General features: G+C 72.6%; 15 protein-coding genes. 14 read left to right on the forward strand and 1 reads right to left on the reverse strand.

Annotated features, from left to right (window positions below; genetic code table 11):
- The first annotated feature begins 18 nt into the window (after window positions 1-18).
- From AB0D49_RS19395 to ftsH, 3 genes are all read left to right on the forward strand, one after another.
- Window positions 19-2472: a [protein-PII] uridylyltransferase gene (locus AB0D49_RS19395; RefSeq protein ID WP_362758659.1), complete on the forward strand. Its 2454-nt coding sequence runs from the start codon at window positions 19-21 to the stop codon at window positions 2470-2472.
- 122 nt (window positions 2473-2594) lie between these two features.
- Window positions 2595-4148: a signal recognition particle protein gene (gene ffh, locus AB0D49_RS19400; RefSeq protein ID WP_362758661.1), complete on the forward strand. Its 1554-nt coding sequence runs from the start codon at window positions 2595-2597 to the stop codon at window positions 4146-4148.
- Window positions 4149-4372: 224 nt separating this feature from the next.
- Window positions 4373-6319 carry an ATP-dependent zinc metalloprotease FtsH gene (gene ftsH / locus AB0D49_RS19405; RefSeq protein WP_362758663.1) on the forward strand — a complete coding sequence of 649 codons (1947 nt, stop codon included), beginning with the start codon at window positions 4373-4375 and terminating at the stop codon, window positions 6317-6319.
- Between the two features lie 109 nt (window positions 6320-6428).
- Here ftsH and AB0D49_RS19410 read toward each other — a convergent pair whose 3' ends face one another.
- Entirely contained in the window at window positions 6429-7271 is an 843-nt protein-coding gene (locus AB0D49_RS19410) for an SAM-dependent methyltransferase (RefSeq protein ID WP_362758665.1), read from the reverse strand.
- 978 nt (window positions 7272-8249) lie between these two features.
- Here AB0D49_RS19410 and AB0D49_RS19415 point away from each other — a divergent pair.
- The 11 genes from AB0D49_RS19415 (at window position 8250) to AB0D49_RS19465 (ending at window position 16136) form a co-directional block, all read left to right on the forward strand.
- Entirely contained in the window at window positions 8250-8849 is a 600-nt protein-coding gene (locus tag AB0D49_RS19415) for a hypothetical protein (protein ID WP_362758667.1), read from the forward strand.
- Window positions 8850-9209: 360 nt separating this feature from the next.
- On the forward strand, window positions 9210-9629 hold the full coding sequence (gene rpsP / locus AB0D49_RS19420) for a 30S ribosomal protein S16 (protein WP_362758669.1): 420 nt from the start codon (window positions 9210-9212) through the stop codon (window positions 9627-9629).
- A gap of 5 nt (window positions 9630-9634) precedes the next feature.
- The gene (locus AB0D49_RS19425) at window positions 9635-9874 is read left to right on the forward strand and encodes an RNA-binding protein (protein ID WP_003973401.1); all 240 of its coding nucleotides are present in this window, start codon (window positions 9635-9637) and stop codon (window positions 9872-9874) included.
- A 123-nt stretch (window positions 9875-9997) separates the two neighbouring features.
- Complete coding sequence (rimM, locus tag AB0D49_RS19430) at window positions 9998-10573, forward strand: ribosome maturation factor RimM (RefSeq protein WP_362758671.1); 576 nt, start codon at window positions 9998-10000, stop codon at window positions 10571-10573.
- Window positions 10573-11406 (forward strand): tRNA (guanosine(37)-N1)-methyltransferase TrmD, encoded by an 834-nt coding sequence (gene trmD / locus AB0D49_RS19435; protein WP_362758673.1) that lies wholly within the window; start codon window positions 10573-10575, stop codon window positions 11404-11406. Before rimM ends, trmD begins: the two co-directional genes overlap by 1 nt.
- Window positions 11407-11540: 134 nt before the next feature.
- Window positions 11541-11891, forward strand: coding sequence for a 50S ribosomal protein L19 (gene rplS / locus AB0D49_RS19440; protein ID WP_121890862.1), 351 nt, complete (start codon window positions 11541-11543; stop codon window positions 11889-11891).
- Window positions 11892-11936: 45 nt separating this feature from the next.
- Window positions 11937-12704: a signal peptidase I gene (lepB, locus tag AB0D49_RS19445; RefSeq protein WP_362758676.1), complete on the forward strand. Its 768-nt coding sequence runs from the start codon at window positions 11937-11939 to the stop codon at window positions 12702-12704.
- Window positions 12697-13788 (forward strand): signal peptidase I, encoded by a 1092-nt coding sequence (lepB, locus tag AB0D49_RS19450; protein ID WP_362758678.1) that lies wholly within the window; start codon window positions 12697-12699, stop codon window positions 13786-13788. The genes lepB (AB0D49_RS19445) and lepB (AB0D49_RS19450) overlap by 8 nt, the downstream gene beginning before the upstream one ends.
- The gene (gene lepB, locus AB0D49_RS19455) at window positions 13676-14674 is read left to right on the forward strand and encodes a signal peptidase I (protein WP_362758680.1); all 999 of its coding nucleotides are present in this window, start codon (window positions 13676-13678) and stop codon (window positions 14672-14674) included. The genes lepB (AB0D49_RS19450) and lepB (AB0D49_RS19455) overlap by 113 nt, the downstream gene beginning before the upstream one ends.
- Window positions 14675-14794: 120 nt before the next feature.
- On the forward strand, window positions 14795-15538 hold the full coding sequence (lepB, locus tag AB0D49_RS19460; RefSeq protein ID WP_362758682.1) for a signal peptidase I: 744 nt from the start codon (window positions 14795-14797) through the stop codon (window positions 15536-15538).
- 67 nt (window positions 15539-15605) lie between these two features.
- Window positions 15606-16136: an NUDIX hydrolase gene (locus AB0D49_RS19465; protein ID WP_362758684.1), complete on the forward strand. Its 531-nt coding sequence runs from the start codon at window positions 15606-15608 to the stop codon at window positions 16134-16136.
- Window position 16137 lies beyond the last annotated feature (1 nt).

Raw genomic sequence — 16137 nt, forward strand, 5'->3', positions numbered from 1 at the left:
AAGAACAGGAGTCGCCGGGTGACGAGTACGGACGTACGGCAGGAAGCGGAGGACTCGGGACCCGGCGGCTACGCGGCGGCCCGGCTGCGCCTTCTCACCGAGGGGGCGCGGTCCGGGCCGCCGCGCCGTTCCGCCCTCTCCGCGCTGACGGACGGCTGGCTCGCCGGGCTCTTCGGCCCCGCCGCCGGATCCCTGCGCGGGGTGTCCCTGATCGCCGTCGGCGGCTACGGCCGCGGTGAGCTGTCCCCGAGATCCGACCTCGATCTGCTGCTGCTGCACGACGGCGCCGACCCGGCCGCCGTCGCCGCGCTCGCCGACCGGATCTGGTACCCCGTCTGGGACCTCGGCATCGCCCTCGACCACTCCGTGCGCACCCCCGCCGAGGCCCGCAGGACCGCCGCCGACGACCTCAAGGTCCAGCTCGGCCTGCTCGACGCCCGCCACCTCGCCGGAGACCTCGGCCTCACCGCCGCCCTGCGCACCGCCGTCCTCGCCGACTGGCGCAACCAGGCACCCAAGCGCCTCCCGGAACTCCAGGCGCTGTGCGCCGAGCGCGCCGAACGCCAGGGCGAACTCCAGTACCTCCTGGAGCCCGACCTCAAGGAGGCCCGCGGCGGGCTGCGCGACGCCACCGCCCTGCGCGCGGTCGCCGCCTCCTGGCTCGCCGACGCCCCCCGCGAGGGCCTCGACGACGCCCGGCGCAGACTCCTCGACGTCCGGGACGCCCTGCACCTGGCCACCGGGCGTGCCACCGACCGGCTCGCCCTCCAGGAACAGGACCAGGTCGCCGCCGGACTCGGCCTCCTCGACGCCGACACCCTGCTGCGCCAGGTCTACGAGGCCGCCCGGGTCATCGCCTACGCCGGCGACGTCACCTGGCGCGAGGTCGGGCGGGTGCTGCGCTCCCGGGCCGGACGGCCCCGGCTGCGGGCCCTGCTGGGCGGCGGCCCCAAGCCCGTCGCCGAACGCTCCCCGCTCGCCGAGGGTGTCGTCGAGCAGGACGGCGAGGTCGTCCTCGCCCGCGCCGCCCGCCCCGAACGCGACGCCGTACTGCCGCTGCGCGCCGCCGCGGCAGCCGCCCAGGCCGGACTGCCGCTCTCCCTGCACGCCGTGCGGCGCATGGCGGGCACCGCGCGCCCGCTGCCCACGCCCTGGCCCGCCGAGGCCCGCGAACAGCTCGTCACCCTGCTCGGCTCCGGCCGCCCCACCGTCGAGGTGTGGGAGGCGCTGGAGGCCGAGGGGCTGATCACCCGGCTGCTGCCCGACTGGGAGCGGGTCCGCTGCCGCCCCCAGCGCAACGCCGTGCACCTCTGGACCGTGGACCGGCATCTCATCGAGACCGCCGTCCGCGCCGCCGAGTTCACCCGCCGGGTCAGCCGCCCCGACCTGCTGCTCATCGCCGCCCTGCTGCACGACATCGGCAAGGGCTGGCCCGGTGACCACTCGGTGGCCGGGGAGATCATCGCCAAGGACGTCGCCGCCCGGATCGGCTTCGACCGCGACGACGTCGCCGTCGTGGCCGCCCTCGTCCGGCACCATCTGCTGCTCGTCGAGACCGCGACCCGGCGCGACCTGGACGACCCGGCCACCGTACGGGCCGTCGCCGAGGCGGTCGGCGCGCAGGGCACGCTGGAGCTGCTGCACGCCCTCACCGAGGCCGACGCGCTCGCCACCGGGCCCGCCGCCTGGTCCGCCTGGCGTGGCTCACTGGTCGCCGACCTGGTGAGACGGGTGTCCGCGGTGCTCTCCGGGGAGGCGTCCGAGGCCGACCCCGAGACCGGCGCCCCCACGGCCGAGCAGGAGCGGCTGGCGATCGAGTCGGTGGCCACCGGTGGACCCGTGCTCGCGCTGCGCGCCCAGACCGAGACCGTGGCCGGGGACGAGCCGCCCGGCGACCCGGAGCCGCTGGGCGTGGAGCTGGTCATCGCCGTACCGGACCAGCCCGGGGTGCTGCCCGCCGTCGCCGGGGTGCTCGCCCTGCACCGGCTCACCGTCCGCACCGCCGAGCTGCGCACCCTGGACCTCCCGGCCGGGGTCGACGGCGCGGTGCTGCTGCTGAACTGGCGGGTCGCCGCCCAGTACGGCTCGCTGCCGCAGGCCGCCCGGCTCCGCGCCGACCTGGTCCGCGCGCTGGACGGCACCCTGGACATCGCCGGGCGCCTCGCCGAGCGGGACGCCGCCTATCCGCGCCGCCGGGGGGTGCTCGCGCCGCCGCCCCGGGTGACCGTCGCCCCGGCCGCCTCCCGGCACGCCACGGTCATCGAGGTCCGCGCCCAGGACGCCCCCGGTCTGCTGTTCCGGATCGGCGCGGCCCTGGAGAAGGCGGGCGTGCGGGTGCGGAGCGCCCATGTCTCCACGCTGGGCTCGAACGCGGTGGACGCCTTCTACGTCACCTCGGGGACCGGGCTGCCGCTGCTGGCGGAGGAGGCCACCTCGGTGGCCAGGGCGCTGGAGGAGACCCTGCGGGCCTGAGCCGGGCCTGAGCGGGCCTGAGCGGGCCGCCGTACGGGCGGCCGTGCCGCCTTGTCGCCCTCCCGGGATACCCTGGAGGGCGATTCCACCGCCAGCCCCCGACCGCGAGGACCGACGCCGCCGTGTTCGATACTCTCTCCGATCGCCTCTCCGCAACCTTCAAGTCCCTGCGGGGCAAGGGGCGCCTCAGCGAGGCGGACATCGACGCCACGGCGCGGGAGATCCGGATCGCGCTGCTCGAAGCGGACGTGGCCCTGCCGGTCGTCCGGACGTTCATCAAGAACGTCAAGGAGCGGGCGCTCGGCGCGGATGTCTCCAAGGCGCTGAACCCCGCCCAGCAGGTCCTCAAGATCGTCAACGACGAGCTGGTGCAGATCCTCGGCGGCGAGACCCGGCGGCTGCGGTTCGCCAAGCAGCCGCCCACGGTCATCATGCTGGCCGGTCTCCAGGGCGCCGGTAAGACCACCCTCGCGGGCAAGCTCGGCAAGTGGCTCAAGGACCAGGGGCACTCCCCGCTGCTGGTCGCCTGCGACCTCCAGCGGCCCAACGCGGTGAACCAGCTCAGCGTGGTCGCCGAGCGCGCGGGCGTCGCGGTCTACGCCCCCGAGCCGGGCAACGGGGTGGGCGACCCGGTGAAGGTCGCCAGGGACTCCATCGAGTTCGCCAAGTCCCGGGTCCACGACATCGTGGTGGTGGACACCGCGGGCCGTCTCGGCATCGACCAGGAGATGATGGCGCAGGCCGCCGACATCCGTGACGCCGTCTCGCCGGACGAGATCCTCTTCGTCGTCGACGCGATGATCGGCCAGGACGCGGTCAACACCGCAGAGGCGTTCCGCGACGGCGTCGGCTTCGACGGTGTGGTGCTCTCCAAGCTCGACGGCGACGCCCGCGGCGGCGCGGCGCTGTCCATCCGGCAGATCACCGGCAAGCCGATCATGTTCGCGTCGAACGGCGAGAAGCTGGACGACTTCGACGCCTTCCACCCGGACCGGATGGCGTCGCGCATCCTCGACATGGGTGACCTGCTCACCCTGATCGAGCAGGCCGAGAAGACGTTCGACCAGGCCGAAGCCCAGAAGATGGCCGAGAAGCTGGCCTCCAAGAAGGGCCAGGACTTCACCCTCGACGACTTCCTGGCCCAGATGGAGCAGGTCAGGAAGATGGGCTCCATCTCCAAGCTGCTCGGCATGCTCCCCGGCATGGGCCAGATCAAGGACCAGATCAACAACCTGGACGAGCGGGACGTCGACCGTACGGCGGCCATCATCAAGTCGATGACCCCGGCCGAGCGCCAGGAGCCGACGATCATCAACGGCTCGCGCCGCGCCCGTATCGCCAAGGGCTCCGGTGTCGAGGTCAGCGCGGTGAAGAACCTGGTGGAGCGGTTCTTCGAGGCCCGCAAGATGATGAGCCGGATGGCGCAGGGCGGCGGGATGCCCGGGATGCCGGGCGTGCCGGGCATGGGCGGCGGTCCGGGCCGGGCCAAGAAGAAGCAGAAGCAGGCCAAGGGCAAGCAGCGCTCCGGGAACCCGATGAAGCGCAAGCAGCAGGAGCAGGAGGCCGCGGCCCGGCGGGAGGCCGCCGCGCAGGCCGGGGGCGCGTTCGGGCTGCCGGGGCAGCAGGCGGGGCAGGACTTCGAGCTGCCGGACGAGTTCAAGAAGTTCATGGGCTGAGGTCCAGCGCCGGTACGTGCCCCGGGGGCGTCCTTCGCAGGAGGGGCGCCCCCGGTGTCGTACGGCGCGCGGGGCGCTGTCGCTGTACGGCCGCGCGGGGCGCCCTGAGGGGACCGTCGGAGGCATGTCGGCGTGACCGTCCCAGGCATGTCGGTGTGACCTGGGCAGGCTGGCGTGACCGTCCCACACATGCTGGTGTCGGCTTCCTGTCGTAACGTCCCGATATGAGCAACCCCGCGCCGCCGCGCACGTCGCCCGAGCAGCCCTGGCGCACCGAGGGCGCGCCGGAGCGGGACGAGCCGCCCAAGCCGCGGCCCGGCGGGTGGCGGCCACGCGGCGGCTGGTGGGGGCTGATCCTCACCGCGCTGCTGGTGTTCGTCCTCGCCAACCTGGTGCTGTCGCTGTTCGGCGGCGGCAATGAGCCGACGATCTCCTACACCGAGTTCAGCAAGCAGGTCGGCGCCGGGAACGTCGACAAGATCTACTCCAAGGGCGACTCGATCGAGGGGCAGCTGAAGAAGGCCCAGGAGAAACCGGGCGGCGGCGGGACGTACACCAAGTTCAAGACACAGCGGCCGGAGTTCGCCGACGATCCGCTGTGGGCCGAGCTGACCAAGCACGGCGTCACCGTCACGGCCGAACCCGTGGTCCAGCAGCGCAGCCTCCTGTCCAACCTGCTGATCTCGCTCGCCCCGATGCTGCTGCTGGTGGCCCTGTGGATCTTCATCGCCCGGCGGGTACGGCAGGGGATGGGCGGCGCGGGCGGCATGTTCGGGCGCAAGGAGCCGCCCAAGCCGGTGGAGCTGATCCCGGGGCAGAAGCGCACCACGTTCGCCGACGTGGCCGGGATCGACGAGGTCGAGGGCGAGCTGAACGATGTCGTCGACTTCCTGAAGAACCCGGACGCGTACCGGCGGATGGGCGCGAAGATGCCGCGCGGGGTACTGCTCTCCGGGCCGCCCGGCACCGGCAAGACGCTGCTCGCGCGGGCGGTCGCCGGGGAGGCCGGGGTGCCGTTCTTCTCCGCGTCCGCGTCCGAGTTCATCGAGATGATCGTGGGCGTGGGCGCCTCCCGGGTGCGTGAGCTGTTCGCCGAGGCGCGCAAGGTGGCCCCGTCGATCATCTTCATCGACGAGATCGACACCATCGGACGGGCCCGCGGCGGCGGCGCCGGGATGGGCGGCCATGACGAGCGCGAGCAGACGCTGAACCAGATCCTGACCGAGATGGACGGCTTCTCCGGCTCCGAAGGCGTGATCGTGATCGCCGCGACCAACCGCGCGGACGTCCTCGACCCCGCGCTGACCCGCCCCGGCCGCTTCGACCGGGTCGTCCAGGTCTCCCCGCCGGACCGCGCCGGGCGGGAGGCGATCCTGCGCATCCACACCCGGCAGATCCCCCTCGCCCCCGACGTGAACCTCGCCCAGGCCGCCCGCACCACCCCCGGCATGACCGGCGCCGAACTGGCCAACCTCGCCAACGAGGCCGCCCTGCTCGCCGTGAAGCGCGGCCAGTCCCAGGTCACCCAGAGCGATCTGTCCGAAGCCCTGGAGAAGGTCCAGCTCGGCGCGGAACGGCCCCTGGTGATGCCCGAGGAGGAGCGCAGGCGCACCGCCTACCACGAGAGCGGACACGCTCTGCTCGGGATGCTCCAGCCGGGCGCCGACCCGGTCCGCAAGATCACCATCGTCCCGCGCGGACGCGCCCTCGGCGTCACCCTGTCCACCCCGGAGGCCGACAAGTACGCCTACACCGAGGAGTACCTGCGCGGCCGGATCATCGGCGCCCTCGGCGGCATGGCGGCCGAACAGGTGGTGTACGGGGTGGTCACCACGGGGTCGGAGAGCGACCTCGAACAGGTCACGAACATCGCCCGCGGCATGGTCGCCCGCTGGGGCATGAGCCCCGAGGTGGGCCGCCTCTCCGCCCTCCCCAACGACACCCAGCAGGCGTACGGGCTGGCCGCCGCGCCCCAGACCCTCGATGCCATCGACACGGAGATGCGCCGCATCGTCGACGAGTGCTACGACGAGGCGTGCCGCAAACTCACCGACCACCGCGGCCAGCTCGACGCCCTCGCCGCGGCCCTCCTGGAACGGGAGACGCTGGAGGAGCCGGACGCGTACCGGATCGCGGGGGTCACACGGCTGCGGAAGGAGACGGACGACTAGCGGACGATGCCGTGCCGGTGTCCGGTACGGGGGCGGCGTGTCGCCGGGGCACTGTGCGCGCCGTGCGGCGTGCCGGGCGTGTCGGTCAGGGGCGGGATCAGGGGCGGGGTCAGGGCACCCGGGCGATCAGATAGCGGAAGATGTTCGGCATCCACACCGTGCCGTCCGCACGGCGGTACGGATGGAGCGCCTCGGTCAGCTCCTTGTCGACCCGTTCCCCGTCGGTCGCGGCCAGGGCGGCGTCCAGGAAGCCGGTGGAGCGCAGCCCGCGCCGGGCGCTGCGGAGACCGGCGTAGCCGAACGGACAGGCCACCCGGCCGGAACCGTCGGGGCGCAGACCCGCCCGCGCGGCGGCCTCCTCCAGATCGTCACGGTGTGCGGGACGCCAGCCGCCGGTGCCGTGCCGCGGGTCCGCGAGCTTCCCGGCGATCCGCAGCACCCCGGCCGTCGCACACCGCTCGGGCGGTCCCCAGCCGGTCAGCACCACGGGCGTCCCGCGCGGTGCGGCCCCCGTCACCGCCCGGAGCGTCTCCGCGAGCCGCTCGACGTCCCCGATGACACACCCGACCGGCTCGAACGCGGTCACCAGGGTGTACGGCTCCGCGCCGGGCGTCAGGGTGTCCGAGAGGCGGGGCACGGTCCGGGCGCGGGGGCCGCCCGGCCGGGGCAGCAGGCGCTCCCGGGCGAGGGCCAGCCGTTCGGGGGAGGACGGTTCGACGCCGGTGACGGCGGCGCCCCGCGAGGCCGCCACCAGCAGGGCCAGCCCGCTGCCGCAGCCGAGGCCGAGCAGGCGGGTGCCCGGACCCACGTCCAGTCGCGCGTAGACGGCCTCATAGAGCGGGATCAGCATCCGCTCCTGGATCTCCGACCAGTCACGCGCGCGTGCGCCGAGGTCCACGCGCGGGGCCGGGCCGGTGAGAGGCGGGTGCTGTCGCACGAGCGTGGAAGTCATCTACTGCGCCCCATTTCGCCATTGCGTCGATTCGCTGAGCCGGAGATCCGGTGAGCCGGTGAGCCGCGGGCTCGGTGGCTTGGTCGGTGCCGATGCGCTGTTCGCCGGTGGGATGGGGGTCGGCTGTACGGGTCGGTCGTGCCGGCCGGGTGGTGGGCCTGACATGTGTGGGTCGGTCGTAGGCGGGTCGCACCTGTGCGGTCGTACCTGTGCGGGTCGTACGTGTGCCGGCGGGCCTGACATGTGCGGGCCGTTCGCTCGTCCGTCGGGCTGGACGTATGCGTGCCGTCGCGCGGGCCGTGCCGGTGGTGTCGTGCGGGGTGTGTCCCGGGCCCATGGGTCGCCGGGGCCCGGGGCCGCGGGGCGTGCGCTCCGCACCGCTCCCGTAAGCCAGGTAACTCCGGGCGCGCGGCGGCGTCCAGGGGTCGCGGGCCCCGGTTTGCCCGGGACCCGGCCACTTGGCGAGATTTCACGTCCCGGAAACCTGGAGCGCCATCGGCGCGTCATACAGGGGGCGGCCGACCGGAACGCGGCCGGGCGGCGGGCCTCGGGGACGGCCCGCGGTACGGAGGCGGAGAGTCCGTTCCGGCCAAGGTCGGCGGGGCGTGCCGCCGACCGCGCGGGGCGGCCGTCGGGCGTCCGTCCGGTACGGGTGGGGGGTGTCGTGGGCGGATGCGGGGCGCGGTAACGTCGGGGCGTCGGGCGTGCCGACCGGGACGGGTCCCGCGCGCCGGAGAGGCGGGCCGAAACGCCCCTTGCGCGGCGCGCGGCCACAACGACCCCCCGAGGATGCCCCCGCCTACATGCCGCTCCGTAGCGCGGACTACGCACCGGCTTGGTACGGACTGCGAGGCTTCTCCGCAGATCAGCGCACCCGTGCTCGTCCCGACGCATCAGCGGCAAACTGACGGGTACGTGCAAATTATTTGGGATGCCCCGGAATAGGAACACAGCGCAACCCAGGCTCGTTGTCATTACGTGAGCACGACACCACCTGTTCTCGCCGCAGAGCTGGCGCAGGCGTGGGCCGACATTCAGCGGTACCACCCCGAGCTGCCGGATCTTGCCGCGCCCGAGTCCCTGATCGGAGAGTCCTCGTCCGCCTGCGGGCATGAGCTCTCCTTCGAGCGACTGCTCCATGAGGCAGTCCATGGCATCGCCGCCGCGCGCGGCGTCCGCGACACATCCCGAGCCGGTCGGTACCACAACCGCAGATTCCTCGCGATCGCCGAGGAAATGGGCCTTGACCATCCCGAGGAGCCGCATCCCAGCAGTGGTTTCTCGCTGGTCACGCTGAACCCCGAGGCCAAGCGGCGGTACCGGCCGACGATCGAGCGCCTCCAGCGCGCCCTGAAGGCGCACACGGCGGCGACGGCGTCCGACACCACCCGTTCCTTCCGCGGCCCGGCCGCCCGCCATGGCTCGTCCGGCGGCGGTGTCCGGGTCAAGGCGGTGTGCGACTGCGGGCGCAATGTGCGCGTGGTCCCGTCCGTCCTGGCCCAGGCGCCGATCATGTGCGGCGGCTGCGGCAAGCCGTTCCGGATTCCCGAGGTGGTGGGCGCGGGCGCGGCGGGCTAGCTCCCGGCATTTCGTGGATGCCGGGCGCCCACCGCCGCGGATCACGCCCCCACGGGGCGCGAGGGAGCCGTCGTAGGCGGCGCTCCCTCGGCCCCGACCGGGGTCCGGTCGGCCCTGTCGCCCCGTTGCGGCGGGGCGGGGCGCCGGGTGGCCTTCAGGCCCGGCGCCGGTCAGGCATGTCCCGGCCCACCACCGGTCGGGGCGGCCGGTGCCGTGTGGCACAATGGCAAGCTGTACTCGACAGTCGCACAGGACCCCTCTCTCCTCCGGCTGACGCGTCCATCGGGCACTCGGGTACCGCAACCCCACGCGGCTCTTCCGCCGTGCCCACCCACGTCAAATCCAGGAGAACCCACTCCCGTGGCAGTCAAGATCAAGCTGAAGCGTCTGGGCAAGATCCGTTCGCCTCACTACCGCATCGTCGTCGCCGACTCCCGCACCCGCCGTGACGGCCGTGCGATCGAGGAGATCGGCAAGTACCACCCGACGTACAACCCGTCGGTCATGGAGGTCGACGCCGATCGCGTGGCCTACTGGCTCGGTGTCGGCGCCCAGCCGACCGAGCCCGTGCTCGCCATCCTGAAGAAGACCGGCGACTGGCAGAAGTTCAAGGGCGAGCCCGCCCCGGCGCCGCTGCTCGTCGCCGAGCCCAAGTCCACGCGCCCGTCGTTCGAGGCTCTCGGCGGCGAGGACGAGGGCAAGGGTGAGGCGATCACCCAGAAGAAGAAGGCGGAGAAGAAGGACGAGGCCGCCGCCGAGTCCGAGTCGGCCGGGGCCTGAGCAGCATGCTCGAAGAGGCGCTTGAGCACCTCGTGAAGGGCATCGTCGACAACCCTGACGATGTGCAGGTCGCCTCGCGCAACCTGCGCCGCGGGCGCGTGCTGGAGGTCCGGGTCCACCCCGACGACCTCGGCAAGGTGATCGGCCGCAACGGCCGCACCGCGCGCGCTCTGCGTACCGTCGTGGGCGCCATCGGCGGGCGCGGTGTCCGGGTCGACCTCGTCGACGTGGACCACGTCCGCTGACGTCATTCCGCTGACGCTGAATGAGATACACCGGCTCGGGCCGGGGAGGGCCGTGCGGCCGTCCCCGGCCCGTCGTCGTAGGACGGACAGGGAGTCCGCGAACGTGACAGGAGATCCAGCACCGTGCAGCTCGTAGTCGCCCGGATCGGCCGCGCCCATGGCATCAAGGGTGAGGTCACCGTGGAGGTACGCACCGACGAACCGGAGCTGCGGCTCGCGCCCGGTGCCGTCCTGGCCACCGACCCGGCCGCCACCGGGCCACTGACCATCGAGACCGGCCGGGTGCACAGCGGCCGGCTGCTGCTGCGCTTCGAGGGCGTCCGCGACCGCACCGGCGCCGAGGCCCTGCGCAACACCCTGCTGATCGCCGAGATCGACCCCGCGGAACTCCCCGAGGACGAGGACGAGTACTACGACCACCAGCTGATGGACCTCGACGTGGTCACCGCCGACGGCACCGAGGTCGGCCGGATCACCGAGATCTCCCATCTGCCCTCGCAGGACCTGTTCATCGTGGAGCGCCCGGACGGCACGGAGGTGATGATCCCGTTCGTCTCGGAGATCGTCACCGAGATCGACCTGGAGGAGCAGCGGGCGGTGATCGACCCGCCGCCGGGCCTGATCGACGACCGCGCGGAGACCGCCTCCAGCCGGGACGCCGAGTCCACCGGGGACGCCGAGCGGGACGGCGGGGCCTGATGCGGCTCGACGTCGTCACGATCTTCCCCGAGTACCTCGACCCGCTGAACGTCTCCCTGGTCGGCAAGGCCCGCGCCCGCGGCCGGCTCGACGTCCAGGTGCACGATCTGCGGGCCTGGACATACGACCGGCACAACACCGTCGACGACACGCCCTACGGCGGCGGGCCCGGCATGGTCATGAAGACCGAACCCTGGGGCGACGCCCTCGACACGGTCCTCGCCGACGGCTACGAAACGGGCGCACATGCGCCCGCTCTGATCGTGCCCACCCCCAGTGGCCGCCCCTTCACCCAGGAACTCGCCGTCGAACTCTCCGAACGGCCCTGGCTGATCTTCACCCCGGCCCGCTACGAGGGCATCGACCGGCGGGTCGTGGACGAGTACGCGACCCGGATGCCGGTCTACGAGGTGTCCATCGGGGACTACGTCCTCGCGGGCGGGGAGGCCGCCGTACTCGTCGTCACCGAGGCCGTGGCGCGGCTGCTGCCCGGGGTGCTCGGCAACGCCGAGTCGCACCGGGACGACTCCTTCGCGCCCGGAGCCATGGCGAACCTCCTGGAGGGGCCCGTCTACACCAAGCCGCCCGCGTGGCGCGGCCGGGACATCCCCGAGGTGCTGCTCAGCGGGCACCACGGGAAGATCGCCCGCTGGCGCCGGGACGAGGCGCTGCGCCGCACCACCACTCACCGGCCCGATCTGATCGAGCGCTGCGACCCCGCCGCCTTCGACAAGAAGGACCGGGAGATGCTCTCCATCCTGGGCTGGTCCCCGGACCAGGAGGGCGCCCCCCACGGCCGATTTTGGCGCAGGACCGAGGGCGTGGAAGAATAGGTGGCTGTTGTGCGCCCGTCCGGCGTGCGCCCCTGCCACAGGGGGACACGACGCCCGCCCCGACCCGCACGGCTCCTCACGAAAACCTAGTTTCCGTTGATGACCTGTGGCATCAGCGAGGAAAGCAGACGCACATGTCTCACCTGCTCGACTCCGTCGACTCCGCGTCGCTGCGCAGCGACGTTCCCGCCTTCCGTCCGGGCGACACGGTCAACGTGCACGTCCGCGTCATCGAGGGCAACCGTTCCCGTGTGCAGCAGTTCAAGGGCGTCGTGATCCGCCGCCAGGGTTCGGGCGTGCGCGAGACCTTCACGGTCCGCAAGGTCTCCTTCTCCGTCGGCGTCGAGCGCACCTTCCCGGTGCACACCCCGATCGTGGAGAAGATCGAGCTGGTCACCAAGGGTGACGTCCGCCGCGCCAAGCTGTACTACCTGCGGGATCTGCGCGGCAAGGCCGCCAAGATCAAGGAGAAGCGCGAGAACTGAGCGCGCCGAGGGGTTCATGGCGGAGCCGGATAGCATCTGGCTCCGATGGACACCGAAGCACAGCCCATGGAGCGCGACCGCTCCTCCCGCCCCTCCGACTCCGGGACTCCCGTCCCGGACACCGGGGGACCGGAGGACCGGTCGCGTTTCGCGTTGCTGCGCCGGGCGCCCCGGACCCCGTCCGGCGCGCCGCGCGGTGACGCCTCCGCCGGGCTCTCCTCCTGGCTCCCCGGCGGCCGGATCAGCCTCACCCTGCTGATCTGTCTGGTGTTCCTGCTGTTCCTGAACACCTGTGTGGCACGGCCGTTCGAAATCCCCAGTGGATCGATGGCCCAGGGATTGAAAATCGGTGACCGCGTTCTCGTAAATAAGGTGGCGTACCGTTTCGGTGCCGGGCCGCAGCGCGGTGATGTCGTCGTGTTCGACGGCACCGAGTACTTCGGCGACGCGGACTACATCAAACGGGTCGTGGGCGTGGGGGGAGACCGCGTGGTCTGCTGCGACAGGGAGGGGAGGATCGAGGTGAACGGCCGGCCGGTCGACGAGTCCGGGTTCCTTTACCCCGGAGACAGCCCCTCCACGGTGCCCTTCGACGTCGTGGTGCCCGACGGCAGGCTGTTCCTCCTCGGCGACCACCGCGGCGCCTCCAGCGACTCACGGGACCATCTGGGCTCGCCCGGCGGCGGCATGGTCCCCGTGGAGCGAGTCGTCGGCCGGGCCGACTGGATCGTCTGGCCCGCCGACCGCTGGACCCGGCTGACCCGCCCCGACGCCTACGCCCGGGTGCCCGCACCGGACGGTGCCCATGGGTAATCGCGGCAAGCCGCGCGGGACGCCGAGCAGTCCCGCCGAAGAACTGCTGCCCACCGGCAGTCGCCGCACCGCCGTCCCCGGCTCGGGACGCACCCGCGCGGAGCGCCGTAAGCTCCAGCGCAAGGTCAAGCGGCGCCGCAGGCGGTCCGCCATCAAGGAGATCCCGCTGCTCGCGGGCGTGGCCGTCCTCATAGCGCTGGTGCTGAAGACGTTCCTGGTGCAGGCGTTCGTGATCCCGTCCGGCTCCATGGAGCAGACCATCCAGGTCGGCGACCGGGTGCTGGTCGACAAACTCACCCCCTGGTTCGGCTCCCGGCCCGAGCGCGGGGACGTCGTCGTCTTCAAGGACCCCGGCGGCTGGCTCCAGAGCGAGCCGTCCGCCCAGCAGAAGGACGACCCGATCGTCGTCAAACAGGTCAAGGACGCCCTCACCTTCATCGGTCTGCTGCCCTCCGACGACGAGAAGGACCTCATCAAACGGGTCGTCGGGGTCGGCGGCGACCGGGTGCGGTGCTGCGACGCGCAGGGCCGGGTGACGGTCAACGGCGTACCGCTCACCGAGGGCGACTACCTGTTTCCGGGGAACGCACCCTCCGAAACCCAGTTCGACATCACCGTTCCGCAGGGGCGGCTGTGGGTGATGGGCGACCACCGCTCCAACTCCGCCGACTCCCGCGCCCACCAGGACACCGACTACGGCGGCACGGTCTCCGAGGACGAGGTGGTGGGCCGCGCCATGGTCATCGCCTGGCCGTTCAACCACTGGTCCGCGCTGGACGAACCGAAAACGTACGCATCCTTGACCAACTCGGTGCCCGGGGCGACCGCCGGTCCACCGCTGTCGCATAGGGTTGCTCCCTACGATCCGAATGCAACCCAGCTCCCGACCCCTGCGGAACTCCCGCTCGTTATGGGAGTGGTGGGCCTGCGCCGCGCATGGGGCAGGCGGCGGCACAGAGTGAGGAGTTGGCGTGGGGGATGTGGCGGTTGGCGCACGGTCCGGACACGACGGCGAGGAGCACCGCGGACAGCCCGCGGAAGCCTCAGCCCCGGCCGACAGCGGCGCCGTGACCTCCGGGAATGAGGACGGTACGGCAGCCGGCGCGCCCGGTCCGACGGGTCCGGCCGGCCCGTCCGGACCCGCGGCGGGCGACCGGGAGACGGACGAGATGCCCCCGAGGCCCAAGAAGCCCCGCTCCTTCTGGAAGGAGCTGCCCATCCTGATCGGTATCGCGCTGGTGCTGGCGCTGCTGATCAAGACGTTCCTGGTGCAGGCGTTCTCGATCCCCTCCGACTCGATGCAGAACACCCTCCAGCGCGGTGACCGGGTCCTGGTGGACAAGCTCACCCCCTGGTTCGGCTCCGAGCCGGAGCGCGGCGAGGTCGTCGTCTTCCACGACCCGGACAACTGGCTGGCCGGTGAGCCCACGGTCAATCCCAACGCGTTCCAGACGTTCCTCAGCTGGATCGGCCTCATGCCGTCCGCGGAGGAGAAGGACCTGATCAAGCGGGTCATCGGCGTCGGCGGCGACACGGTCGAGTGCCAGGGCACCGGTCCGGTGAAGGTCAACGGCAAGGCGCTCAACGAGCCCTATGTGTACCCGGGCAACACTCCGTGCAGTGTGGACGACCAGGGCGGCCAGTTCTCGGTGAAGGTGCCCGAGGGGTTCGTCTGGGTGATGGGCGACCACCGCCAGAATTCCCGCGACTCGCGCTACAACACCGCCGACAAGCACAAGGGCATGGTCCCGGTGGACGAGGTCGTCGGCCGGGCCGTCGTCAAGGCGTGGCCCATCAACCGCTGGGGCACCCTGCCGGTTCCGGACACGTTCGACCAGCCGGGCCTCGGCGACCAGGTCCCGAGCGCGGCGGCGGGCCTCACGGCCGCGCCGAACGCGCTGGCGCTGGCCGGGGCGGTGCCCGTGGTGTGGTGGCAGCGCCGCAGGAGCGTGATCGAGAAGACCCGCTGACCGCCGCCGCGGCGCGCGGCTGAGCCCGACCGACGGGGCCCTCGTAGGTGTACGAGGGCCCCGTCGGCGTGTCGGGGAAGGGCTGACCGGTGTCGGTACCGCCCGGTAGGGTGCGGGTCCATGGGTGGCGAGAGCACGACACGTACGGCCCCGGACGCGGGCGGACGGACCGGGCAGGTCCTGTCCGGGGTGGCGGTGGCGCTGGGGCTGGTGCTGTTCCTCGGCGGGTTCGGCTGGGCCGCGGTCGTGTACCGGCCCTACACCGTGCCCACGAGTTCCATGGCGCCCACCATCGGGGTCGGGGACCGGGTACTGGCCGAGCGGGTCGACGGCGGGGACGTGCGGCGCGGGGACGTGGTGGTCTTCAAGGACGCCACCTGGGCGGACGCGCCCGTGCTCAAGCGGGTCGTGGCGGTCGGCGGGGACACGGTGGCCTGCTGCACGGACGGGCGGCTCACGGTCAACGGGAAGCAGATCGACGAACCGTATCTGCCGCCCGGCGAGGCGGCGGAGGCGGCGGACTTCCCCGAGGTGACGGTGCCCGAGGGACGGCTGTTCCTGCTCGGTGACGAGCGGCACGGCTCGCTGGACTCCACCGCCCATCTGACGGACGCGGCGAGCGGCACGGTGGCCCGGGACGCGGTCACCGGGCGGGTGGACGCCGTCGTATGGCCCATGGACGGGACGCTGGAGCGGGCGGACGGGTTCGCGGCGCTCGGCCCGCTGTCGGACCCCGGGCCGTTCCGCATGATCGTGTTCCTGGCGGTGGGCGGGGCGGTGCTGGTGCTGGGGGGCGCGGCGTACGGGCCGGTGGCCAAGCGGCTGGGGGCGCGGGGCGGAGCGGGGGGCGCGCGTGTCGGGTGAGTCGGCGGCGTGTCCGGTGACGGGGTGGTCGGGGACGGCTGGCGGGGTGGTCTTCGGGAGGTCGGGCGTGTCCGGTGACGGGGCGGTCGAGGACAGCTATCAGGGCGGTCTTCGGGAGGTCGCGCGGGTGGTGCTGCTGGACCCGGAGGACCGGATTCTGCTGCTGCACGGGCATGAACCGGACGATCCCTCGGACGACTGGTGGTTCACCCCGGGCGGCGGCGTGGAGGGCGACGAGACCCGGGAGCGGGCCGCGCTGCGGGAGCTGGCCGAGGAGACCGGGATCACCGGGGTCGAGCTGGGGCCGGTGCTGTGGCGGCGGCGGTGCTCGTTCCCGTTCGCGGGGCGGCGCTGGGACCAGGACGAGTGGTACTACCTGGCGCGCACCGGGCGGGCGGTGGCACCGGCCGGACGGGAGCGGCTCGCCCTCACCGAACTGGAGCGGCGCAGCGTCGCCGGGGCGAGGTGGTGGACGTGTCAGGAACTGGCTCGGGCGCATGAGACGGTGTACCCGACCAGACTCGCCGAGCTGCTGCGCAGACTGCTCGACGAAGGTCCCCCGCCCGGCCCCGAGATCCTTGACACGGAAATCGTCTAGA

Origin of the sequence: Streptomyces sp. NPDC048290 (assembly GCF_040652095.1) — a bacterium.
Lineage (GTDB): Bacteria > Actinomycetota > Actinomycetes > Streptomycetales > Streptomycetaceae > Streptomyces.